We start from the raw sequence: 21675 nt of genomic DNA on the forward strand, positions 1-21675 counted from the left end.
GGTGGAGTCCGAGTACCCGGCCGATATCACCGAGCGCTGGCGAGCCATGACATTCAGTCAGGGTGTGGTCGCAGCGTCCACGGCACTCGATACCCATGATCTCCGGAGCTTCCCGAACGCTTAGAAGCCGGCGAGCTCGGTCCAGCGCGGGTAGCCGCTGCACTTCTCGGCCTCGACCCAACGACAGGTGACCACCGCTGGCCCCCGCCGATCACCGACGCCCCAGACAGCCTCAGCGGCGGGTCTCGCCAGGCCTACGTCCTCTCCGAAGGCGCCCTCACCGCCTACACCGATCACTGAGCACTGATCGTGAGGCGTGTGAGGAGCCATCGCGGAATCCTGCAAGGAGGGCGCGGCTCCCTCCTACTCTCGATGTAAGGCGTCTTTCGCCGCGCCCGCCGCCTTCTCCGCCACATTCGGCAGAGCCGTTGTGCCGTAAAGTCGCGTGTCGGGTCGAGTGGGAGGAGGCATCGGTGCACTGCTCGTCGGGCCGTCGTGGTAACTGAACTCGCCATTGCCGTCCGGCGTCGGACCCTTGGCCCACGGCCCGTCCGCCGCTTTGGCACCGTCGGAGAAGTTGAGGTACTCGTACGAGTGCTCGGTGTGCTCCTTCTCCTGCGGGAAGTTACTCGGCACGGGCAGTTCCTCCAGTCCGTCGGCCTTGAGCTCCTCGATAGCGCGCAGCCACTGGTTCTGATGCATAGTGTCGCGGGCGAGCAAGAAGGCCAGCAGGTCACGCACGCCTGCGTCGTCGGTCATGTGATAGAGACGGGCCACCTGAACGCGGCCCTGCATCTCGGCATTGGCATTCGCGTGGAAGTCAGCCATCAAATTGCCGCTGGCAGTGACATACCCAGCAGTCCAGGGGTTGCCGTTGCTGTCGACCGGGCGCGCACCTGCACCGGCGACGATGGCATGCTGGACGTCGGTGCCACCAACGATGGCGGCGACTGTCGGATCCGACTGGACCGCGTCATCGGTGGCCCCGATGGGCGCATCTTTGAGCAGTTGCGCGATCATCGTCGCAAGCATCTCCACGTGACCGAATTCTTCGGCACCGATACCGAAAAGCAGGTCACGATACTTACCGGGCATATGCGCATTCCAGGACTGAAACCCGTACTGCATAGCCACCGTGATCTCGCCGTACTGCCCGCCCAGGACCTCCTGGAGCTTACGGGCGTAAACGGCGTCGGGCTTATCCGGTGTACTGGCATGCTGCAGTTCTTGCTTGTGGAAAAACATCATTGCTCCTGACGCGGACCGATCGGCTCGACGGTGGATGGCTTCAAATGATCGGGCGAGCTTTCGCCAGTGCCGCGCCCGCGATGCACAGTGAGATGTGCCGACGATGCGAGAAACCTCGCGTACTGATCAGTCTGCGCCCGGGGTACAGTCCGCGCATCTGGTGGCTCTCGAGATGCGTACATGCCCGGTGAGGAGGACCGTGGGTGATTCACCCAATGACGGAGGAACGTATGAGTACACCCACACCCACCACCGCTGGCCGACGCCTCCCGCATCAGTGGATTGCTCTCATCGTCGGTGTCGTCTATCTGCTCGTCGGAATCGCGGGCTTCTTCGTGACTGGTTTCGACGGATTCGTCGAGCACAACCACGATCAGACCCTCTTGGGCTTCGCGGTTAACCCGTTGCACAACATCGTCCACCTCATCATCGGGGCTGCCGGCGTCGTCCTCTGGTCAACGCCGTCCCGTGCCCGGATCTACGGCTGGCTGCTCGCCATCGGGTACGGCGCAACGACCATCTACGGGCTCCTCGTGGTGAACGACCCGGATGCGAACATCCTGAATATCAACGGCGCAGACAACGGACTGCACATCGCCAGCACGATCGTTGGTCTGGTCATTGCTCTCTGGCCGAAGAAGACCACGCGATCCACCAACGGCCCCACGGACGGAACGCACTGACCGCAACGCTGTTCGCCTCCCGGTAGCCGCACGGCGGTCTCTGCCCCGTCGTGCAGATCGCTCGTTCACACCCCGGCCGTCCAATCCCCGAACGACTCTGGCGAAGGAAATGCATGATGGGGTGATGGGGAATGCGCGAGTCGAGGAGTTCACGATCGGGGGTGTCCAGCCGGCCGACAGTGAACCACCCACGGATCCCCGACGGCGGCCGTCCCGTCACGCGGGCCGCTCGCCCTGGCTGTGGGTCGCCGCGGCCGTCGCACTGATCGCGTCTGGCGTCGTGGTCTCTCCCGGTGGTCAACGCCCACCGCCGGCCACGGCGTGGACCGCTGAGGTGCCCGAGGGTCGAGCGCCCGAGGCGTGGGTGCTGGGCGACCGGATCATCGCCACCAGTGCCGTCGACGTGGTCGCATTTGACGCCGCCACCGGTGAAGCGCTCTGGGCGGTCCCCCTCGACGATCCCGCTTGCACCGAGGCCGGCGGAGAATTCACCTGCGTGCACGGAGAAGGCGAGGACGCAGCCATCGCCACCATCACGGCCGACGGCCAGAGGACCGACCGTGCGCTTCCGTTCGCCAACGTGGCCCTGACGGTCGGCGACGCTCTCCTCGTGGCTGGTGCTACGCCGTCGGGGGCACCGTGGGTGGACCGGTACGGCGCGGGTGAGCAGGAGCGCACCTGGCGCACTGCACTGGAATTCCCACTCGACGATGAGCGTTGGGGGCGAGGGATCCTCAGCCAAGGAGTGGCGACATTCTTCACGCCGATGGGCGATCCACTGTCGTTCGGAGCCATTCTTGCCGTCGATGCCGAGACAGGGGATCAGCGACCGGTGGTCCTTCCGACACCTCGAGGGAACCTCGTCGGCATGAACGCCGGGGTCGAGGACGACCACCACCGTCTCCTTCCGACGGCCGGACCTGGACTCGACCTCGCTGAGCATCCGGACGCGATCATCACGACCACAGGTGTGCTCGCCGGTCCGGACGGGGAACTGCTCTACGACAGTACGGGTGACGCCATCCTCGCGTCTCTCGGCCCGGACATCCTGGAATGGGTTATCGAGCCGATGGATCCGTCCTGGGAGCCGTCCTCGCTACCGGAGGAGTTCCCGGGCTCACTCAGGCGAGTGGACGTGTCCACCAGCGACGTTGCCTGGCGAACACCCACCGAGTCCATCCTGGGATGCCCATGCACGGTTGGCGAGTCCACCGCGGCATTCCTCACGAGCACGTGGTCCGGCGACGATGGCGGGTTCGAGCCCGTCGCCGAGGCGATCCTCGGGTTCGACCTCGACACCGGGCGGCGCAAGTGGTCGATCCCGCTCTCCGCCATCCCCGACGCACTGACGGCCGGAACCGACCATGTCTACATTCTCTCCGGCGGAACCCTGACGGCCTTCGCGGATCGCTGATCACTTCCTGCTGGGTCATGATGAAGTGATGTGGCCGAGGGATATCGAAGAGTTCCCCACCCGCTGGGCGCTCACCACAGGGGACGTCACCCTCGACTTCACCCGTGACGGCGAGCGCCTGTACGTTCTCGACGAGGCGGGCCTCACCGCCTGGGCGTTGGGCGGCTGATGGCACGAAGCGACGAGTTCACCCTCGAGCCGAACGCAACCGAGTCCACGCCGGGCGGCGACACCCCGGACCGGTGGCGCGCATCCACCCGCTCGCATGCGTGGCCGTGGGCAGCCCTCGCCCTGGTCCTAGTGCTGGCCGGAGTGGTCACCTCACCGGGCGGCGAACGGCCCGTTCGGCAGCTGCAGGCTGCGTGGTCGATGGTCACCGAACCCGGTACGCACCCTGGAGTGTGGGTGCTCTCCGACGTGGTGGTCACTGCGGAACGCAGCGAAGTGGTCGGGCGGTCCGTCGATGACGGCGAGCGCCGGTGGCAGGTGCCGATGAACGAGCCACACTGCGCCGCTGAGGGATCGCGGATCGCCTGCATGCCGTCCGGGCCACCATCGCGTGCCAGCGAGGGGACCATCACGATCATCGATGCCGCGGGCAGCACCAGCGTCACGACGGTCCCGGACGCCCGGCTCGCGAGTCCGCTGGGTGAGGACCTGGTGGTAGCGGGAGGTTCCGGCGACGGCAACCGCTGGCTCTCCCGGGTCAGTCCGGACGGCAGCGAGATCTGGCGCACCGTGGTCGCGGCCGAATCGTCGGACCGGACCGACGCGCTCGACTTCCACAACCTCACGGTGGACACGCGTCGGATCGTCTGGTGGTTCGGGGAAGGCGAGTTCGCATGGCCGGATCCGGGAATGCTCGACCCGGACTCGGGTGAACGGCTCCCCACACTGACGGCCGCGCCGTACACCTCAAGCCTGCCACTGGAGTTCGAACGAACCTTGACCTACCTCGGCGCAGATTCACGCGAACCTGGCAACGGGGCGATCATGAGCGGTGGCGTCGCCGAGAGTCTCGATGGGCCATGGTTGTGGCACTGGCAGGTGGACGAGCGTCCACTGGGAGTCACCGACCACCACGTGACCACCGTGATCCGTGCGGATCTCGGCGCCGCTATCGACGGCGGTGAGCCATTCGGTCATGCGAGGCTGCGCACACGCACGCTGCAGGATGGTGATGTCCAGGAGTCCCCCACCGAGTATCAGTCGATGGGGTGCCCGTGCGAGTGGGTGGAGGACACGCTGCTTGCGCACGGGATCCGGGTCGCCGATGCAGACGCGCTGATGGCCGGACGGTACGGCATCGACATCATCATGATCGAGGGGACGGACATCGTCGGTAGCTACCTCCTGCACGACGAGGCACCCTCCAGCTTCGCACCGTCGCCGTTCTCGCTCGCCACGGACGGCTCCCGGGCCTACCTGCTCGAAGGCGAACGTCTGACGGCGTTGCCCATGCCCTGACCCTGCGGGAATCCGCCGCTCCCCCAGAGCCGATCCTGCTGTGAATCGGACCGCAGCTCAGGCCGAGATCTCCAGAACCGCCTGGGACACCTCATGCCGGAGCGGCACTCCGGCAACGAGACGCTCGATCTCGCCGAGCACGCTCTCCCCGAGGCGGCCCAGCTCGTTTCCAATCGAGCCCGCGATATGGGGCGTCACGATGACCTGAGGATGGGCACGCAGCCGATGCTCACGGGGCAGCGGCTCGGGTTCGGTCACATCGAGAACAGCGAACAAGGGCCGACGGTCCAGCTCCACCAGGAGCGCATCGTGGTCGATCAACGACCCACGCGAGGTGTTGATGAGGACGGCTCCGTCTCGCATCCGGGCGAGCACGTGCGAGTTCACCATGTGGCGCGTAGCCGGGAGCGCCGGTGCATGCACGGACAGCACATCGACCTGTTCAGCAAGCTCTTCCATCGATGTGGCGCGCACTCCCCACCGGGCAACCTCCACATCCGAGATATGCGGGTCATAGACCACGATGTTCACGTCGAACCCCATTAAGAGGTCCATCACCTGGCGCCCGGTCCGCGAAGCACCGACGATTCCGACGGTCCGCCCGTAGTTGCCCGCTGCCTGGAGTGGACGCCACGCTGCGGCTTGACCTCCGCGATCCGAGGGCGCCGAGGGCCACAGCACGCGCTTACCCGAGAGCAGGATCATCGCCAGGGTGTACTCGGCGACGGGCTGCGCATTCGCCGCGGCCGCTGTCGAGACGACGATCCCGCGTTCCCAGAGCACCGGATCTGCCCAGTGCTTCACCGAGCCCGCGGCGTGGATGACCGCGCGCAGCGCCGGTGCCCGCTCAAGGAAGGCTGCATTGATCCGTGGCGCACCCCAGCTGGTGATGAGGATTTCCGCTTCAGCCAGCGCATCCGACATCCGCGCGTCACCCTGATCGTCGAGAATGCGCCGATCGAGGTCCACGAGATGATCCAGCCGAGCGATGGCCCCGGCGTCGAACAACGCATCCCGCAGCTGCGCGGACTGCATCGCAAACACCGCACGAGGTCTACCCAATGATCTACTCCGTCCTTGGCTCAAGATCCTGGGCACACATCGTGGAGTCCCGCGCTCGCCCCTGTCGATCAAATGGACAAAAGTGAACGCGGTGCGCCACGATGCCTCGATCACCGAGCACTTACCCGGAGCTGATCATGCTGCCGCACGCACGACAAGAGTTCCTGCTGCGCCAGTTGGAGCTGCACGGCAGCCTCCGGGCAACTGAGGTTGCCCAGATGATGGGCGTCTCACCCGTCACGGTACGGCGCGATATCGCCGAGCTCGCGGACCAAGGCCGGGTGGAGCGCGTGCACGGCGGCGCGCTGTCCAACGGGAGCAGGGCCGGGCGCCCCGACGTGGCCAGAACGCTCATCGGAGTGGTGGTTCCCTCGCGAACGTTCTACTACCCCGATGTGCTCCATGGCATGGAGTCAGTGGCAGCCACCATGCGTGCGAGGATCGTCCTGGGCGTGGCGGGGTACAGCCCTGAAGCCGAGCGAAGCCGGGTCGAGCGCCTGCTCTCCTTGGGCGTGGAGGGCCTCGTCCTCACACCGAGTCACGTCCAGGCGCCGGAGGAAACCGCGCCCTGGCTTGCCTCCATCCCTGTGCCTGTGGTGCTGCTCGAGCGACATCTCGATGCCACGCGCAAGGTACGGGAGATCGACAGCATTCGGTCCGACCACTCCTACGGGGCGATGCTCGCCGTCGATCATCTCGCTGCTCTCGGGCACACCAGGGTCGCTCTGGCGCTGGACTCGTGGACGCCGACGGCTCCATGGATCCGCACCGGGTATCTGGAAGCAGTGGACAAACTCGGCCTGGATCCCGTTCCGGTGACCGAGATGCCTTCGGGTTTCAACGACCTGCAGGCGATCACGGACGCGGCCGATGCAGTCCTGAACATGTGCCTGGCCTCACAGACCCGGGCGGTGCTCGCCCACTCGGACCATCACGCCATCCAGATCGCGGAGATCGCGCAGCTGCGCGGTCTGCGAGTCCCCGAGGACATCGCGGTCATTTCCTACGATGACGTCCTGGTCGCGCACGCCGCCGTGCCGTTGACGGCCGTGACCCCGCCGCGGGTGGAGCTGGGCAGAGAGGCGCTTCGCATGCTGATGGGCCGGGTGGACGGCACCGAGGAGCCGAGTTCTCCTCGTCATGTGCAGCTCCTGCCTCGGCTGACCATCCGCGAGTCGTGCGGTGGATCGGTGCGCCTTCCCCCTCCACGCCGTACCGCAGTTGCTCGCCCACGACGTCGATGATCGCTTTTGTCCTTTTTCTCGTTCCGACCGCTCTCGCTGGCTAGCCTGACGACCGCAAGAGGGACACCGGCGCAGGTGTGAGGTTGACGAGCCATCACCGAGGAAGGCTCTGGACGTCACACCTATGGTGTGCTCGTGCCGACGACGGCACGCGTACGGCACCGGTCGCCCTCCCACGGATCAGTTGTCAGCCGTTAGTTCGGTCGAGGAGGACCACGATGCAACACACCAACGTTGGACAGGCACCACGAATCTCTCGCCGCCAGCTCCTGCAGGCCGGCGGAGGAACGGCCGCCCTGGTGACGCTGTCACTGGCCGCATGCGACGCCGACGGTGAGGGCACCAGCCCCGACGGCGAGGCCGTGGATCCGAACCGCCCACTCGAGGCCCCGGAGTTGACCGAGCGCGTCGAAGCCGGTGACCTGCCTCCGTTGGAGGAGCGGTTACCGGTGGAGGCAGATCGACTGGTTGTCGAGTCAGCTGCGCTGGGCGTCTACGGCGGCGTCTACCACGGCGCGGTCGCCGACCAGGGCGACTCCCCCTGGTTGGAGCGGGTGATCGCCCACGAGCCGCTACTGCGCTACGACCCGAACCTCGATGAGTTCGGCCTTCCCGGAGCGCTGAAGGAGGTCACGGTGAACGACACCGCCACCGAGTTCACCCTGCACCTGCGCGAAGGCATGAAGTGGTCCGATGGCGAACCCGTGACCGCCGAGGACATCATGTTCGCCGTCAACGACGTGTTCCTGAACACCGATCTTCACGGGAGCCCGCTCAGCCTGTTGCTGTCGGGAGGCGAGGCGTGCACAGCCGAACAGATCGATGAGTACACCGTGACGCTGACCTATCCGCACCCGAAGGGCGACTTCATCGAGGAGATCTCCCGGGTGGCGAACGCCGTCGCAGCGAATCTGCTCTTCTTCCCCAAGCACTACATGGAGCAGTTCCTCCCGGACTACAACCCGGACGCCGAGGACATCGCCGAAGAGGCCGGCTTCGGCGACTGGACCGACTACTGGGTCGACCGTCGCGACTGGTGGAACAACCCCGAGCGGCCGGTGCTCTACCCGTGGATCATCACCGATCCGCTGAACGAGGGCAATGTCACGGTCGCCGAGCGCAACCCCTACTACTGGAAGGTCGACTCCGGCGGCGCGCAGTTGCCCTACATCGACCGCCTCGAGTTCGAGGTGATCCAGGAGGAAGAGGTGATGCTGCTGAAGGCAGTCAACGGGGAGCTCGACATGCACTCACGACACTTCAACTCCGACGCCAACAAGCCTGTCCTCGCTGACGGGCGGGAATCCGGCGGCTACCACTTCGTGGACGTTCAGCCCACCTCGATGAACCGGATGATCATCGCCCTGAACATGAACCACCAGGACGAGGAGCTCGCCGAGATCTTCCGGAACAAGGACTTCCGCGTCGGCCTTTCGCACGCCATCAACCGCCAGGACATCATCGACACCGTCTACCAGCGTCAAGGGGAGCCCTGGCAGGCAGCTCCGCACCCGGAATCGCCGTTCTACGACGAGGAGTTCGCCAAGCAGTTCACCGAGTTCGACCTCGACCTGGCGAACAGCCATCTGGATGCGGCAGGCCTGACGGACAAGGACTCGGACGGATTCCGGTTGCGGCCCAACGGCGAACGCCTTCGGATCAACCTTGACGTCACTAACCTGTTCCCGGAGTGGGCTCCCGCCTCCGATCTGATCCGCCAGACCTGGGCCGAGGTCGGCGTGGACATGCAGGTGAACACGATCGAACGGAGCCTGTTCTACGACCGCAAGACCGCGGAGGCGAACGAGCATGACGCGAACGTCTGGGCCGGCGATGGCGGTCTCAAGATCGAGATGCTGGAACAGCGCTGGTGGTTCCCCTCCGGTGGCGAGTCCAACTTCGCCATGAAGTGGGCCGAGTACTACTCCACGCGAGGTGACGGTGAGAATGCGGTTGAGCCTCCCGAGGCGCCGATGCGTCAGATGGAACTGGCCTGGCAGATCCCCCAGGAGCCGGACCCGGAGGCGCAGAAGGAACTCTTCCGCGAGATCCTGCAAATCGCGAAGGAGCAGTTCTACGTGATCGGGATAGCGCTTCCCACGCCGGGGTACGCGGTGGTCAAGGACACGCTGCAGAACGTACCCGAGTCCTTCCCCGACTCGTGGCTGCACATGACGCCCGGTCACATCGATCCGCCGATCTGGTTCTTCTCGGAGTGACCTGGCAGCCATGATCCACATCGCACGACCCGATGACACGAGGAGGTGACCAGAGGTGCTGCGTTACATCGCTCGCCGTCTGCTGATCCTGATCCCGACCCTGGCGGCGATCTCTCTGGTCACCTTCATCGTGATCCAGCTGCCACCGGGGGACTACCTGACCACCCGGGTGGCTCAGCTCGCCGCCCAGGGGGACGGATCCCTGAGTGCTCAGGAACTCGACCGGTTGACCGCACGATACGGCCTCGACCAGCCCGTGTACGTGCAGTACTGGACCTGGATCTCCAACATCGTCATGCACGGCGACTTCGGAGATTCCTTCGTCTACAACCGCTCCGTGGGCGCACTACTCGCGGAACGGCTTCCGCTGACGATCCTGCTCTCGGTACTCACGCTGCTGTTCATCTGGGCCGTGTCCTTCCCGATCGGCGTCTACTCGGCGATGCGCCAGTACTCGGCCGGTGACTACACCTTCACGTTCCTGGGCTACCTCGGACTGGCAGTCCCGAACTTCCTCATTGCGCTCGTTCTCATGTGGCTCAGCCTCACCTACTTCGGCACGAGCGTGGGCGGACTGTTCTCCCCCGAGTACCGGGACGCACCCTGGAGCCTGGCGAAGTTCGGAGACCTCCTGACCCACATCTGGATTCCGGTGGTGATCTGGGGAACGGCTGGGACGGCGGCGAACATCCGGGTGCTCCGCGCGAACCTCCTGGACGAACTGCGCAAGCCCTATGTCACCGCGGCCAGAGCCCGGGGCATGAAGAGAGGGCTACTGACGATCAAGTACCCCGTGCGCGTGGCAATGAACCCGTTCTTCTCCACGATCGGCTGGATCCTGCCGGGTCTGATCGCCGCCGATGCCATCACCTCGCAAGTGCTGAACCTCAGCACCACCGGGCCGCTCCTGCTCCAAGCTCTACTGGCGCAGGACATGTACCTCGCAGGCTCCGTCCTGCTGATCAGCGCCCTGCTGGTGATCATCGGGACGCTGATCTCCGATCTAGCACTCGCCTGGCTGGACCCCCGGGTCCGGCTCCGGTACTGAGAGGAGGAACAAGATGACTGAAGTATCCGCTCGGGTATCCGGAGACGAGCTCAGCGACGGCGGCAAGAACTCGATCGAGTCCGTGCAGCTCTCCGGTGACAGTGAGGATGTGCGCGAGTCGGTCGCGCTAGCCTCGCAGTCGCAACTGGTGTGGTGGAGTTTCAAGAAGCACCGAGTTGCACTGGTCTGCGGTGTGATCTCCGTGGCGATCTACGCCATCGCGATCCTGGCGCCGTTCCTCGCCCCGTATCCGGCAAGCGCCCATAACAACGAGTACACCTACGCCCCGCCACAGTCCATCCACCTGTTCCATGAGGGCTCCTTTCGCCCGCATGTGAATGGGTACACCTTCGAACAGGACCCCGACACCCTCGCGCTCACCTTTGCGGTGGACACCGAGCAGGTGGTGCCGATCGGGCTATTCGTCCGTGGTGCCGAGTACGAGATCCTCGGTGTCATTCCGTGGGACCGGCATCTGATCGGACCCACGGACCACGAGGGCCCACCCATGTACCTCCTCGGTGCCGATGCGAACGGGCGAGACCTCCTCTCCCGGATCATCCACGGCACCACGATCTCCATGTCCGTCGGCCTGATCGGGGTGCTGCTTTCGCTCTTCCTCGGCGTGCTTCTCGGAGGAATCTCCGGCTACCTCGGTGGCAAGGTGGACACCGCGATCCAACGGCTCATCGAGTTCATCATCGCGATACCCACGATCCCGTTGTGGATGGCGCTCTTCGCGGCGGTTCCCTCCTCGTGGAGCCCGGTGCAGCGGTATCTCGCCCTGACCGTGGTGATCTCACTGGTGGGCTGGGTGGGGATGGCCAGGGAGGTACGCGGGAAGTTCTTCGCCGTACGCAACGAGGAGTACGTCTCCGCCGCGATCGCCGACGGTGCCAGCCAGGGCCGCGTGATGTTCCGGCACATGCTGCCCTCGTTCACCAGCCACATCATCGCGAACCTGTCCCTCTCCATCCCGACCATCATCTTGGCCGAGACCGCTCTCTCTTTCATCGGGCTGGGGCTACAACCACCCACCGTGAGCTGGGGCGTTCTGCTGCAGGAAGCACAGAACATCCGGGCCGTCTCTACAGCCCCGTGGATTCTCTTGCCGGGCGTTGCCGTGGTGATCACGGTGCTCGCCATGAACTTCTTCGGCGACGGCCTCCGCGACGCAGCCGACCCCTACAAGCACTGACGTGTCCCGGTCCGGCGCGTCCCACCCGAGCGGTGGTCTCAGCCAAACGACTCTCAGGGAGAGCACCATGGGCGACATCCTCGCCGACGCCAGCCCCCGTCCCGACGCCCGCCCTACAGCACCATTGCTGGAGATCGCGGACCTGCACACACACTTCGATACCGCAGACGGCGACGTCCGAGCCGTCGACGGCGTCAGCCTCAGCGTGCGCCCCGGCCGCACGCTCTGCGTGGTGGGTGAGTCCGGATGCGGTAAATCCATCACGGCTCGCTCGGTGCTCCAACTGGTCGATCCGCCCGGCCGGATCGTCAGCGGCAGTGTCCGCTGGGAGAAGCCGGGCGATGATCCAGTCGATCTCACCACCCTGGAGCCGGACGGGGAGCGAATCCGCGAGATCCGCGGGAACGAGATCGGCATGGTGTTCCAGGAGCCGATGGCCTCACTCTCCCCCATGTACACGGTCGGGGCCCAGCTCACCGAAGCCATCCGACTGCACCGCGATGTGGACCCGAAAGAGGCCCGCAGAATCGGTGTGGAACTGCTGGGCCGGGTCGGAATCCCGCAGCCCGAGGACCGTTTCGACGCTTACCCCTTCCAACTCTCCGGCGGCATGTGCCAACGCGTGATGATTGCGATCGCGCTGAGCTGCGATCCAGCCCTGCTCATCGCTGATGAACCGACCACTGCGCTCGACGTCACCACCCAGGCCCGAATCCTGGACCTGCTCAAGGAGCTCCAGCAGGAGACCGGTATGGCGATGATGTTCATCACCCATGACCTGGGCGTGGTGGCCGAGATCGCCGACGACGTCACGGTGATGTACCTGGGCCGTGCCGTGGAGCACGGCACAGTCGAGCAGATCTTCACTGCACCGAAGCACCCGTATACGCGCGCACTCCTCGGATCCCTGCCCACGGTGGACGAGACCGCGGCACGGCGACCGTTGACGGCCATCCGTGGCATGGTGCCGCACCCCCAGAACAGGCCCAGTGGCTGCCCGTTCCGGACCCGGTGCGATTTCGCGATGGAAGGGGTCTGCGATGTGGACGCACCATCGGAGACCGAATTCGCCGATGGCCACCGGGCTTACTGCCATCTATACAGCGAATCGGAGGAGCGCAGCGCCTTCGAGCTACCGACTCCCGAACTGCGCGAACCCGTCGCAGCCACCACACGCACCGAACCGGCCGAAGGTGCGCCGCTGCTTGAGGTCAAGGGTCTGACCAAGCACTACGCCGTCTCGGGTGGAATGTTCCGGCGGCGTAAGGGAAGTGTGCACGCCGTCGACGGTGTGGACCTGACCATCCGCCCCGGCGAGACACTGGGCCTGGTCGGTGAGTCCGGCTGCGGCAAGACCACACTCGGGCGGAGCATCGCCCGACTCGTTGACGCCTCGGCCGGGCAGATCCTCTTCCGCAAAGAGGACGGCGCTCAGGTCGATCTCGCACAGTTGCAGGGAGCGGCACTGCGCAGCTACCGAACCCAGGTGCGCGTGATCTTCCAGGATCCCTTCTCCTCACTGAACCCACGCATGACCGTGGAACAGATCGTCGGCGAACCGCTCAAAGCGAACGGGCTGGCCAGCGGCAGCGCCCTGAGCGACCGAGTCGCCCAGATGCTGCGACGAGTGGGGATCCGCCCGGAGTACATGCCGCGATACCCGCACGCGTTCTCCGGTGGAGAGCGCCAACGCCTGAACATTGCCCGCGCCCTGATCACCGGACCACGCCTGGTCATCGCCGACGAGCCAGTCTCGGCACTGGACGTCTCGGTGCGAGCACAGATCCTGAACCTACTCGGCGACCTCCAGGACGAGTTCGGGCTCACCTACTTGTTCATCTCCCACGACCTGTCCGTGGTCGAGCACGTCAGTGACCGGGTCGCAGTGATGTACCTGGGCAAGATCATCGAAGAAGGGCCCACCGACGACCTGTACCGCGCACCACAACACCCGTACACCCAGACGCTCCTGCACGCCGTCCCGATCCCGGATCCGAGCGCCCGCCCTGAACGTGCAGCGGCAGGTTCGGACGAGCTACCCGACCCGATGAACCCGCCGGCCGGTTGCTCGTTCCACACCAGGTGCCCGTACGTCAAGGACACTCCGTGCACGACGGTGCAGCCGGAGCTGCGCCCGGCAGGTGAGGACCGCAGCGCTGCCTGCCACTTCTCGGACGAGCTCACCCTGCCAGGAATCTCCCGCATGAGGGTCGAGGATCGCAGCAGCTCCTGACGTTCTGCCCAGGAGCGCGCGCAGATCAGTGGATGTTGCCGTCCTCGCGATAGGCCTTCCACACGTTCTCGAAGAAGTCATCGCCCTCGGGAAGCGGACGGACCGGGCGCCACCGGAAGACGGGCACACCGGCCTGGTCTGCCTCCTCCCGGGTGACGACCTCGGCAAAGGCGGGAGACGCCGTCGGGACCTGGGACGGGGCGCACGCACCGTTCTGGCCCGAGGGGGCCACCCACGCAGCCTCCTGCACCTCATGGGCCAGCGCTCCGCCGTCGAGGGTGAACCGGAACAGTTCGGGCAGGTCCAGTTCGGCCTCAGCGTTCTCCCCGTACCCCACGAGCGGCAACTGACCCTGCGGGTCGGTGTAAAGCACCGATCCACGCGATTTGCCACCGTGGGCCACGTAGTCCGCCATCGCACTCAGGTAGATGTAGGCGGTGGTGAGGATGTCGCGCACCAGGAACGTGCGGTTCATCGACCGGCGCGAGGACTGATCGGCGCTGATGAGCTCGCCGTAGGTACTCAGCCACTCGTGTACCTGAACCAGGGCTTCGTTGATCGATTCGGGTGAACGCACCGGCCCTGCCTTGGCGCTCATCAGTTCTTGCACCTCACGCAGCAGGTCACCGGTGTTGTCCGGTGCGCCCGCGGCTTGGCGCGCCGCGGCGGCCTCGGCCAGCGCGCGTGCACCTGTGACTACCGGTGCCGCGGCCTCGGCGAACTCCGCCTGGTCTGCGGGTTCCTCCGTGCGGCGAGCGGCGATGAACTGCGCCGCGCGAGTGGCGCCCACCTGGCCGCTGTTCAGCGCGGCACCACCGGGGCGGTACACCCCGTGCGCACCGCCGGCCTCCCCCACGGGGAAGAAGCCGCTGATGTTGGACTGCCACCAGGCGTCCACGAGCAGGCCGCCGTTGTTGTGCTGCGCGCACACGTCCACTTCGAGCATTTCTTGCTCCAGGTCCACCTGCGGGTTCTTCTCCAGGTAGAACTGGTAGGCGGGTTCGTTCATCGCCCGCAGCCGCTCGATCGGGGTGCCGAAGAGTACGCCGGCCTTCTCCAGGTACTCGCGCGCCTCGGGCTCGAGAGCATCCGGGTCGAAGGTCTCCTGCACTGGGTTGGAGCGGAAGTCCAGGAAGACCCGCCGCCCGCGCAGCACCGTCTCCCGGTAAACCAGCAGGTCGATCAGGCTGGACCCATCCCGGGCTTTGCGGATATCGAACGGCCACTGATAGCCCTTGAGGAACACCAGGGTGATCAGGCGCCCGTAGTCCGGGATCGACTCCGGGAGGAACTCGCGCTCGTCACCTCCGTCGGCATCGGTGGAAATGAACCGCGGCACCACTTGCATGTAGGTACCGGAGACGTTCCAGCGCGGTTTGATCGAGGCGAGCCCGAACTGCCATTCGGTGAGGTTCTTCCCGTGGACGCCGGCGCGGTAGGCGGCGCCCGATGCGCCCCACTGCCCGTTCGGGAACACCCGGGTGGCGTAGATGCCGGCAGGGCCGCCGGTGGCGTAGACGACGTTCGTGCACCGGATCAGCAGGTAGGGCGAGCGTTCGCCGTCGTGCGGCACGTCGGTGCGCAGCAGAAGAATGCCGCGCACGGCCCGCTCCTCACCCGAGCCTGCGACGATCAGGTCCACCACGCGGCAGTCGTCGTAGATGGGCGTGCCGTTGCGGGCGACCTTCTTCTCCAGCTGCTCCACCATGGAACGGGAGGTGTACGGCCCCACGCTCGTGCCCCGACGGCGGGGGTCGTGGTCGGTCTTGTACCCGACGAACTCCCCGTACCGGCTCTGCGGGAACGGCACCCCCAGGTCGCACAGGCGAAGGAAGCCTCGAGCGGAGAGGGCGGCCTCGGCGAGGGCGTTGTCACCGTCCATGGCGCCGCCGGAGAACAACGTCTGCGCCATCTCGTGGACGGAGTCACCCTCAGGACCGGACAGGCTGAGCTTGTAATAGGTCTGCTTATCCGAACCCGCGTTCCGGCTGGCCCCGGCGCCCACCTTGTCGGTGACCATGACGACGTCATCCTGACCGAACTCCCACAGCCGGTCGGCGGCGCAGAACCCGGCCGAGCCGGTGCCCACCACCACGGTGTTCGCGGTGACCACGGGGATATCGATGCCGGCAATCGTTTCGATCGTGGCACCGGGTACGTCGGACACCTCAGTGGTGCCGGACGCGTCCGTGGTGTCGGACGCGCTGGCGGTGACGCTGCTGCTGCTCATCGGTCCTGCCATCCTTCATCGCGAGTGCGGCCGATTTCGCTCATTTCGTGAGATATAGCCGAAATCGGGGGCACTCGCTGGAGTGTGGGTCGGGTGTCGCGGAGATCGAGTGCGGCCAATTATGGGTACATCTCGCAGAATGAGCGAGATTCGCCGCACTCGCGTGTAGGGGTTAGAGGCGGGGGATGTGCATGCCGCCGTCGACGTTGATGATCTCGCCGGTGGAGTAAGGCATCTTCCCTGCCGAAAGTTGCACGACGGCGCCCGCTACATCGGACGGAACACCCCACCTCGGGATCGGGGCCAGTCCGTCAGCGAACTGCTGGTCGTACTTCTCCTTGACGCCGGCGGTCATGTCCGTGGCGATGACGCCCGGGCGGACTTCGTAGACGACGATGCCCTCCGGGGCCAGACGGGCCGCGAACAGCTGGGTGGCCATCCCCACGCCGGCCTTGGAAATGCAGTACTCGCCGCGGTTGGTGGAGACGAACGTGGCGGAGACGGAGGAGACGTTGATGATCGTGCCGACCACGCCGTCGTCGGGTCCATGTGCCCTTTCATCACGCCCGGCGAGCATCGCGTTCGCCACACGCTGGGTGAGGAAGTACGGGCCGCGCAGGTTGATGCCGAGCACCCGGTCGAAACTTTCCGGCTCCGCCTCGAGGATGTCCGCGCGCACCGATGGCGCCACGCCGGCATTGTTCACCAGCAGGTCGATCCGGCCCCACTGCTCGAGTGCGGCATTGACATACCGCTCGTGAGACTCGGTCTCGGCCACCGACCCCTGCACGTACAGCACCTCACCACGCTCGCTCAGCTCAGCCATGAGCTCAGTCGGTTCGGGGCGGGTCGCCAGGATGGCCACCGCGTACCCCTCGTCGAGCAGGGCGTGGGTGATACCGAGGCCGATGCCGCGGTTGCCTCCAGTGACGAGTGCGACCTTGGGCACGAACAACTCCTTGAGAATCGGGTAGGCGTGCGGCCCATCATGCCTCAAGAACCCGATTCCGGCAAGCGCTTTCCGTCGTAGTGCGCAAGCCTCCACACGCTAAGGTGACCGTCCATGACGCAGTTCGATCCGCGTTACCCGGACGGCCCCCTTCCCCGGCCCGACCGCTGGACGACGGGGCGAATCGTGGCCGTCATCGTGAGCGCCATCGTGGCGGTGCCGTTCCTCGTCATCATGGCGATGCTCGTCTCGTTCATCGTCGCGCCCGATCCGGCGACCGATCCGCACGGCTACGCCCAGATCTTCGGATCTGTCACGGTCATCGTGCTCGGGTTCCTGCTGGTGTGTATCGGACCGTGGGCCCTCCCCCAGCGAGTGCGCGCCCGGGCATTCACCATCAGCGGGCTGTCCCTCCTTGCCCTGATCGTCGGCCTGTTCCTAGCTCTCGACTAGCGGTAACGATCACGCCGGACATGTCAGCAATTCGTTCGCCTCGAGCTGGTCCTCCAGGCTGAAGGCCTCCGGCAACAGTGTGACGTGAATGGGCTCGCGAGGCGGGTTGCTCAACCCTCGGGTCTGTGACCGGCGGTGATGTTGGCTCAACTGGCGCAAAACTGGCGCACTCATCGGCGTGGCAGCATCGGTCGTGGCTGGCCTGTGGAGCACGGGGACGGCGTTGCGGGCGGTGACCACCGGGGAGCTGCCGAGCCCGGCCTGCGCCGGCGAATGCGCCGGTTCTGGCACATGAGAGCGCAAAGAGACCCGCGGAACTGCCAGGGCTGGTGGGAGCGAGCAGTCACACAATGCTCGCCACCGGGCAACCAACGTGGCTCAGCATCGTTGCTCAACCCCACGAGGGTGGCTTCAGTGTCGTTTCCGCGCAGAAAATCGACACTCAGGCAACCCGCGCGCACCCTTATCGGTGCCCGACGGCTATCGCTGATCGTGCCGCCTCACCATCCTCCGCCTTGAAACACCACGAGCACCCCGTCCAGGGCCGGAGACAGCTGGTGGTTGCTCCGTGATGCCGCAGTGCCTCACCTGTCTCCCGGGCCGGGCCCCAGGGGAGCGAGTGCGGCCCATTCTGGGCATATCTCACAGAATGATCATGATTCGCCGCACTCGCGTGGGTGGGGGGATGGGGGGTGTGACGTGGCTGCAGCCGGACCCACGGGGCGATCGTCACTTGATGGCCCCGGTGCTGCAGCAGCTTCGGGCGCCGGACAGCGTCCCTCGGGACACACGCGTCAGCTTGCCGGCAACGCTCGTGATCCGCGGGACCACTGCTCCTCCAGCGCGGCGCAGGCGAGCGAACTGACCACCGCGATCAGAAGGGGCGGGTGGGCAGGCCGTTCGCCTCGAGCTGGTCCTCCAGGCTGAAGATCTCGGGAAGCAGCTCGAACCCCTCGTCGGGGTTGCCGGGGTTGACGAAGAACCGTTCCATACTCGCCTGCCAGCGTCCGTTGACGGCGGTCGTGGCCATGGCTGCCTGCGCCGCCGCGTAATCCTCGGCTTCGAAGTGCCCGACGAGCAGGCCGTCCGGCGCCAGATACAGCTGGTAGTTGCGCCAGCCGGAATCGCGCAGTGCCTCAAGCATCTCCGGCCACACCGCCGCATGCGCCTCGGCATACTCGGCCAGCCGGTCCGGCCGGACCCGGTTGATGAAGCAGTACCGGGGCACGGTCAGTTCCTCCCGGCAGTCGGGTCGAGGTCCTGATCCGCGAGGTTCACACCCAGCTCCAGCTCGTCCACGGTGACCGCACGCCCCTCGGCGAGTGACACATTCCCAGCGATACCCACACTCACGGCACGCACGCCGTCCAGTACACCGGAGGCCCTGCCGAGCGGGTCGTCCTGGGTGCCGGGCTCGAAGATGTCCCGCAGTAGGATCGCGTCTCCCCCACCATGACTGCCGGCCCCCATGGGGATGGCCACCTCGCGCGCCGGCTCCCAGTGCCGCTGCACCACGAGGCGCTCGCCCGTCGGGCGGACCTCGTCACCGGCCGCCCCCTCGGGGGTGGCGGAGGGATCCACCACGTTCGGGTTGTCCACCCAACCGCGTTCGACCACCTCGAGTTCGGCGCGCCCCTCGGTGCCATTCACCGTGACCCGGTACCCCTCCCAGGGAGCATGGGCGTTCAATGAATAGGTCAGGAACGCACCACTGGCGTAGTCCACGGTCAGGCCGAGGTTGTCCTCGATGGTGATCCCGGATGCGAACACGTCCTGGTCCCGCACGTAACCATCATGTTCCTCAGCGTCCAGGTAGAGCGCCTTGAGCTTGGGGTCAGCGGCCATCTTGATCGCCCACGGATCCCCGGCCGCGGCGTCCCGGCCCTTCGCGGGTCGCTCGCCGGCACCGGCGGCACCTGCGCCATCGGGCCCGTAGAACGCCAACCCGCCGGTGGCGTAGACCCGGGTGGGGTTCGAATCGATCCACCAGTTCACCAGATCGAAGTGGTGTGAGGACTTGTGCACCAGCAGACCGCCGGAGTTCTCCTTCTCCCGGTGCCAGCGGCGGAAGTAATCCGCACCATGCACCGTGTCCAGCGCCCACTCGAAGTGCACCGAGAGCACGCGCCCGATCTCCCCGTCGGCGATCACCCGGCGCAGCTCGGAGTTGCGCGGCGAGTACCGGTAGTTGAACGTCATCACCAGGTCGCGCCCGGTCTCGCGCATCGCCCCGGCAATGGTGCGCACCCCATCGGCCGTGGTGGTCAGCGGCTTCTCCACGACGACGTCCGCTCCAGCCCGCATCGCACGCGCGACCAGGTCCGCATGGGAGTGATCCGGAGACGTCACGACCACGCGGTCAATGCGCTGTTCGGCGATCATCGCCTCGAGATCGGCCGGCTCGTACCGTGGCACGTCGAAGCCGAACTGCTCGGCGTGGTACCCGGCGCGGGCCGGGTTCGGCTCGCACACCGCCACGATCTCGCCGACGTGGGCATAGGTGTCGGTGAGCGAGCTCAAGTACATCGCGGAGCGGGATCCCGTTCCGACGACGGCGTAGCGGCGGGTGGTCATCGTGGACTTCTCCAGGGGTCGGGTTCGGAGGCGGCGGTGCACTGCCGTGCATCAGGATAGGCGAGAGACCGGTTTCTCACATGTGCGACCGAAGGGTGAAACGCCGTCGGAACCTTTCGTACCGCCCACCCTCAGAGCTCCGGACGGCCACGCCGGGAGGCCACACCCACCACGGCGAAGGTGAGCAGACCCGGCACGAGGATGACGAGCAACGCGTACATCCACACAATCGTGACGCACAGACCCACGGCGGTAAGCAGCAGCACTGAGCCGACCGGATCACCGGCGGCGAGCCGGGCGCCGTCGGTGACGGCGCTGCGCCAGGTGCCGTGCGGGTCGAGTCCGCGCAACTCGACGGTGCGCAGGAGGACCAGCACGACGGCCACGAGACCGGCGATGCTGACGACCCGGATCATCTCCGCACCAGGCAGCGCGGTGAACCGTGCGATATCCAGGTTCAACACGAGCACGAACGCGAGCAGCAGAGCGCCGGCGGCCGCAAGCCATGAACCGCGCAGTTGGCGGCGGAAATCGGCCAGCATCTCCCGCACCGTGTCCGAACGCCCCTCCAGGTGCCTGCGTAGATGGGTGACGCCTGCCGCCAGAGCAGCGGGCGCCGTCAGGACGGGCAGGCAGAGTGCGAGGACCACCACTGACGTGGACATCAGTTCGGCGAACAGCGGCAGGGCCGCGGGGCGGGGCGCTTCCCCGCCGACCCGCGGCCCCGATGCGTCACCGCCTGGCATCTCAGCCCTTCAGACCCTGCGTGGAGACACCGTCGATCAGATAGCGCTGGAACACGAAGAAGAAGATGATCACCGGGATCAGCGCGAGTACAGCCATGGCCACCTGTGCACCGTAATCGGACGTGGTGGTCTGGTCCACGAACAACCGCAGGGCGATCGGCAATGTGTACAGATCCGGCCGCTTCAGGTAGAGCAGCGGGCCGAGGAAGTCATTCCACGAGGCGATGAACGTGAAGATGGCCGCAGTGATCATCGCCGGCCGCAGCAGCGGCATGATGATGGAACCGAAGACCCGGATATGTCCCGCACCGTCGATCCGCGCGGCCTCGTCCAGGTCACGGGGGATGCCGCGCAGGAACTGGATCATCAGGAACACGAAGAAGGCCTCGGTGGCGAGGAACTTCGGGATCAGCAGCGCTCCGAAGTTGTTGATCAGCCCCAGGTTCTGGAACAGGATGTACTGCGGGATGATCGTCACGTGGAACGGCAGCAACATCGTGGCCACCATCAGCGCAAACCACAGCGGCTTCGCCCTGAACTGGATCCGAGCGAACGCGTAGGCCGCCACAGCCGAGGACACGACCACGCCGACCACCGAGAACACGGCGATGATCACCGAGTTCACGAAGAACGTCCAGAACGAGACGCCGCCGATACCAGCCAAGGCCGTCGCGAAATTGTCCAGCGAGCCGTTCTCCGGCAGGAGCGAGATGTTGCCGATGATCTCACTCGACGGCTTGAGCGAACTCGTGAACATCCAGACTGCGGGATAGAGCACCACGGCGCAGACCGCGATCATGCCCAGGTGATAGCCAAGGCTGCCGAGGCGACCACGACGTTTGGCGTCCCGGCGCAGGCGTGAGCTGTCGTCACGGGAGGGCATCACCGTCTGCAGCGGAACCCCTGG

At 66.0% G+C, this 21675-nt stretch carries 18 protein-coding genes; 10 read left to right on the forward strand and 8 right to left on the reverse strand.

Annotated features, from left to right (window positions below; all coding sequences use genetic code 11):
- Window positions 1-363: 363 nt before the first annotated feature.
- On the reverse strand, window positions 364-1245 hold the full coding sequence (locus LQF10_RS15735; protein WP_231067365.1) for a manganese catalase: 882 nt from the start codon (window positions 1243-1245) through the stop codon (window positions 364-366).
- Between the two features lie 233 nt (window positions 1246-1478).
- Between LQF10_RS15735 and LQF10_RS15740 the strand changes: the two genes are divergently transcribed.
- From LQF10_RS15740 to LQF10_RS15755, 4 genes are all read left to right on the forward strand, one after another.
- On the forward strand, window positions 1479-1931 hold the full coding sequence (locus LQF10_RS15740) for a DUF4383 domain-containing protein (RefSeq protein ID WP_231064759.1): 453 nt from the start codon (window positions 1479-1481) through the stop codon (window positions 1929-1931).
- Window positions 1932-2055: 124 nt separating this feature from the next.
- Window positions 2056-3345 carry a hypothetical protein gene (locus LQF10_RS15745; RefSeq protein WP_231064760.1) on the forward strand — a complete coding sequence of 430 codons (1290 nt, stop codon included), beginning with the start codon at window positions 2056-2058 and terminating at the stop codon, window positions 3343-3345.
- A 28-nt stretch (window positions 3346-3373) separates the two neighbouring features.
- Window positions 3374-3514 carry a hypothetical protein gene (locus LQF10_RS15750; protein WP_231064761.1) on the forward strand — a complete coding sequence of 47 codons (141 nt, stop codon included), beginning with the start codon at window positions 3374-3376 and terminating at the stop codon, window positions 3512-3514.
- Window positions 3514-4812 carry a PQQ-binding-like beta-propeller repeat protein gene (locus LQF10_RS15755; RefSeq protein WP_231064762.1) on the forward strand — a complete coding sequence of 433 codons (1299 nt, stop codon included), beginning with the start codon at window positions 3514-3516 and terminating at the stop codon, window positions 4810-4812. Before LQF10_RS15750 ends, LQF10_RS15755 begins: the two co-directional genes overlap by 1 nt.
- A gap of 57 nt (window positions 4813-4869) precedes the next feature.
- Here LQF10_RS15755 and LQF10_RS15760 read toward each other — a convergent pair whose 3' ends face one another.
- Window positions 4870-5847 (reverse strand): hydroxyacid dehydrogenase, encoded by a 978-nt coding sequence (locus LQF10_RS15760; protein ID WP_231064763.1) that lies wholly within the window; start codon window positions 5845-5847, stop codon window positions 4870-4872.
- Between the two features lie 164 nt (window positions 5848-6011).
- Between LQF10_RS15760 and LQF10_RS15765 the strand changes: the two genes are divergently transcribed.
- The 5 genes from LQF10_RS15765 (at window position 6012) to LQF10_RS15785 (ending at window position 13816) form a co-directional block, all read left to right on the forward strand.
- Window positions 6012-7118 carry a LacI family DNA-binding transcriptional regulator gene (locus LQF10_RS15765; protein WP_231064764.1) on the forward strand — a complete coding sequence of 369 codons (1107 nt, stop codon included), beginning with the start codon at window positions 6012-6014 and terminating at the stop codon, window positions 7116-7118.
- Between the two features lie 218 nt (window positions 7119-7336).
- Window positions 7337-9337 carry an ABC transporter substrate-binding protein gene (locus tag LQF10_RS15770; RefSeq protein ID WP_231064765.1) on the forward strand — a complete coding sequence of 667 codons (2001 nt, stop codon included), beginning with the start codon at window positions 7337-7339 and terminating at the stop codon, window positions 9335-9337.
- A 55-nt stretch (window positions 9338-9392) separates the two neighbouring features.
- Window positions 9393-10385: an ABC transporter permease gene (locus LQF10_RS15775; RefSeq protein ID WP_231064766.1), complete on the forward strand. Its 993-nt coding sequence runs from the start codon at window positions 9393-9395 to the stop codon at window positions 10383-10385.
- Between the two features lie 13 nt (window positions 10386-10398).
- The gene (locus tag LQF10_RS15780) at window positions 10399-11583 is read left to right on the forward strand and encodes an ABC transporter permease (RefSeq protein WP_231064767.1); all 1185 of its coding nucleotides are present in this window, start codon (window positions 10399-10401) and stop codon (window positions 11581-11583) included.
- A gap of 67 nt (window positions 11584-11650) precedes the next feature.
- Complete coding sequence (locus tag LQF10_RS15785; protein ID WP_231064768.1) at window positions 11651-13816, forward strand: ABC transporter ATP-binding protein; 2166 nt, start codon at window positions 11651-11653, stop codon at window positions 13814-13816.
- A gap of 25 nt (window positions 13817-13841) precedes the next feature.
- On the opposite strand, the gene LQF10_RS15790 is transcribed toward LQF10_RS15785, so the two are convergent.
- Window positions 13842-16046 carry an FAD-dependent oxidoreductase gene (locus LQF10_RS15790; RefSeq protein ID WP_231064769.1) on the reverse strand — a complete coding sequence of 735 codons (2205 nt, stop codon included), beginning with the start codon at window positions 16044-16046 and terminating at the stop codon, window positions 13842-13844.
- A 172-nt stretch (window positions 16047-16218) separates the two neighbouring features.
- The gene (locus tag LQF10_RS15795; protein WP_231064770.1) at window positions 16219-16995 is read right to left on the reverse strand and encodes a 3-ketoacyl-ACP reductase; all 777 of its coding nucleotides are present in this window, start codon (window positions 16993-16995) and stop codon (window positions 16219-16221) included.
- Between the two features lie 114 nt (window positions 16996-17109).
- Between LQF10_RS15795 and LQF10_RS15800 the strand changes: the two genes are divergently transcribed.
- Window positions 17110-17448 carry a hypothetical protein gene (locus LQF10_RS15800; RefSeq protein ID WP_231064771.1) on the forward strand — a complete coding sequence of 113 codons (339 nt, stop codon included), beginning with the start codon at window positions 17110-17112 and terminating at the stop codon, window positions 17446-17448.
- Window positions 17449-18322: 874 nt separating this feature from the next.
- On the opposite strand, the gene LQF10_RS15805 is transcribed toward LQF10_RS15800, so the two are convergent.
- From LQF10_RS15805 to LQF10_RS15820, 4 genes are all read right to left on the reverse strand, one after another.
- A complete protein-coding gene (locus LQF10_RS15805; protein ID WP_354002596.1) occupies window positions 18323-18676 on the reverse strand; it encodes an L-rhamnose mutarotase in 354 nt (117 codons plus the stop codon).
- 2 nt (window positions 18677-18678) lie between these two features.
- On the reverse strand, window positions 18679-20022 hold the full coding sequence (locus tag LQF10_RS15810) for a Gfo/Idh/MocA family protein (protein ID WP_231064772.1): 1344 nt from the start codon (window positions 20020-20022) through the stop codon (window positions 18679-18681).
- 131 nt (window positions 20023-20153) lie between these two features.
- A complete protein-coding gene (locus tag LQF10_RS15815) occupies window positions 20154-20768 on the reverse strand; it encodes a hypothetical protein (RefSeq protein WP_231064773.1) in 615 nt (204 codons plus the stop codon).
- Window position 20769: 1 nt separating this feature from the next.
- A complete protein-coding gene (locus LQF10_RS15820) occupies window positions 20770-21651 on the reverse strand; it encodes a carbohydrate ABC transporter permease (RefSeq protein ID WP_231067367.1) in 882 nt (293 codons plus the stop codon).
- Window positions 21652-21675: the final 24 nt, after the last annotated feature.

Origin of the sequence: Ruania halotolerans, assembly GCF_021049285.1 — a bacterium.
Classification (GTDB): Bacteria; Actinomycetota; Actinomycetes; order Actinomycetales; family Beutenbergiaceae; genus Ruania; species Ruania halotolerans.

Coding starts and splice junctions, on each gene's coding strand:
- LQF10_RS15735 (WP_231067365.1), bottom strand. CDS start 1,245: ATGTTTTTCCACAAGCAAGAACTGCAGCATGCCAGTACACCGGATAAG.
- LQF10_RS15740 (WP_231064759.1), top strand. CDS start 1,479: ATGAGTACACCCACACCCACCACCGCTGGCCGACGCCTCCCGCATCAG.
- LQF10_RS15745 (WP_231064760.1), top strand. CDS start 2,056: ATGGGGAATGCGCGAGTCGAGGAGTTCACGATCGGGGGTGTCCAGCCG.
- LQF10_RS15750 (WP_231064761.1), top strand. CDS start 3,374: ATGTGGCCGAGGGATATCGAAGAGTTCCCCACCCGCTGGGCGCTCACC.
- LQF10_RS15755 (WP_231064762.1), top strand. CDS start 3,514: ATGGCACGAAGCGACGAGTTCACCCTCGAGCCGAACGCAACCGAGTCC.
- LQF10_RS15760 (WP_231064763.1), bottom strand. CDS start 5,847: ATGCAGTCCGCGCAGCTGCGGGATGCGTTGTTCGACGCCGGGGCCATC.
- LQF10_RS15765 (WP_231064764.1), top strand. CDS start 6,012: ATGCTGCCGCACGCACGACAAGAGTTCCTGCTGCGCCAGTTGGAGCTG.
- LQF10_RS15770 (WP_231064765.1), top strand. CDS start 7,337: ATGCAACACACCAACGTTGGACAGGCACCACGAATCTCTCGCCGCCAG.
- LQF10_RS15780 (WP_231064767.1), top strand. CDS start 10,399: ATGACTGAAGTATCCGCTCGGGTATCCGGAGACGAGCTCAGCGACGGC.
- LQF10_RS15785 (WP_231064768.1), top strand. CDS start 11,651: ATGGGCGACATCCTCGCCGACGCCAGCCCCCGTCCCGACGCCCGCCCT.
- LQF10_RS15790 (WP_231064769.1), bottom strand. CDS start 16,046: ATGAGCAGCAGCAGCGTCACCGCCAGCGCGTCCGACACCACGGACGCG.
- LQF10_RS15800 (WP_231064771.1), top strand. CDS start 17,110: ATGACGCAGTTCGATCCGCGTTACCCGGACGGCCCCCTTCCCCGGCCC.
- LQF10_RS15810 (WP_231064772.1), bottom strand. CDS start 20,022: ATGACCACCCGCCGCTACGCCGTCGTCGGAACGGGATCCCGCTCCGCG.
- LQF10_RS15815 (WP_231064773.1), bottom strand. CDS start 20,768: ATGCCAGGCGGTGACGCATCGGGGCCGCGGGTCGGCGGGGAAGCGCCC.
- LQF10_RS15820 (WP_231067367.1), bottom strand. CDS start 21,651: ATGCCCTCCCGTGACGACAGCTCACGCCTGCGCCGGGACGCCAAACGT.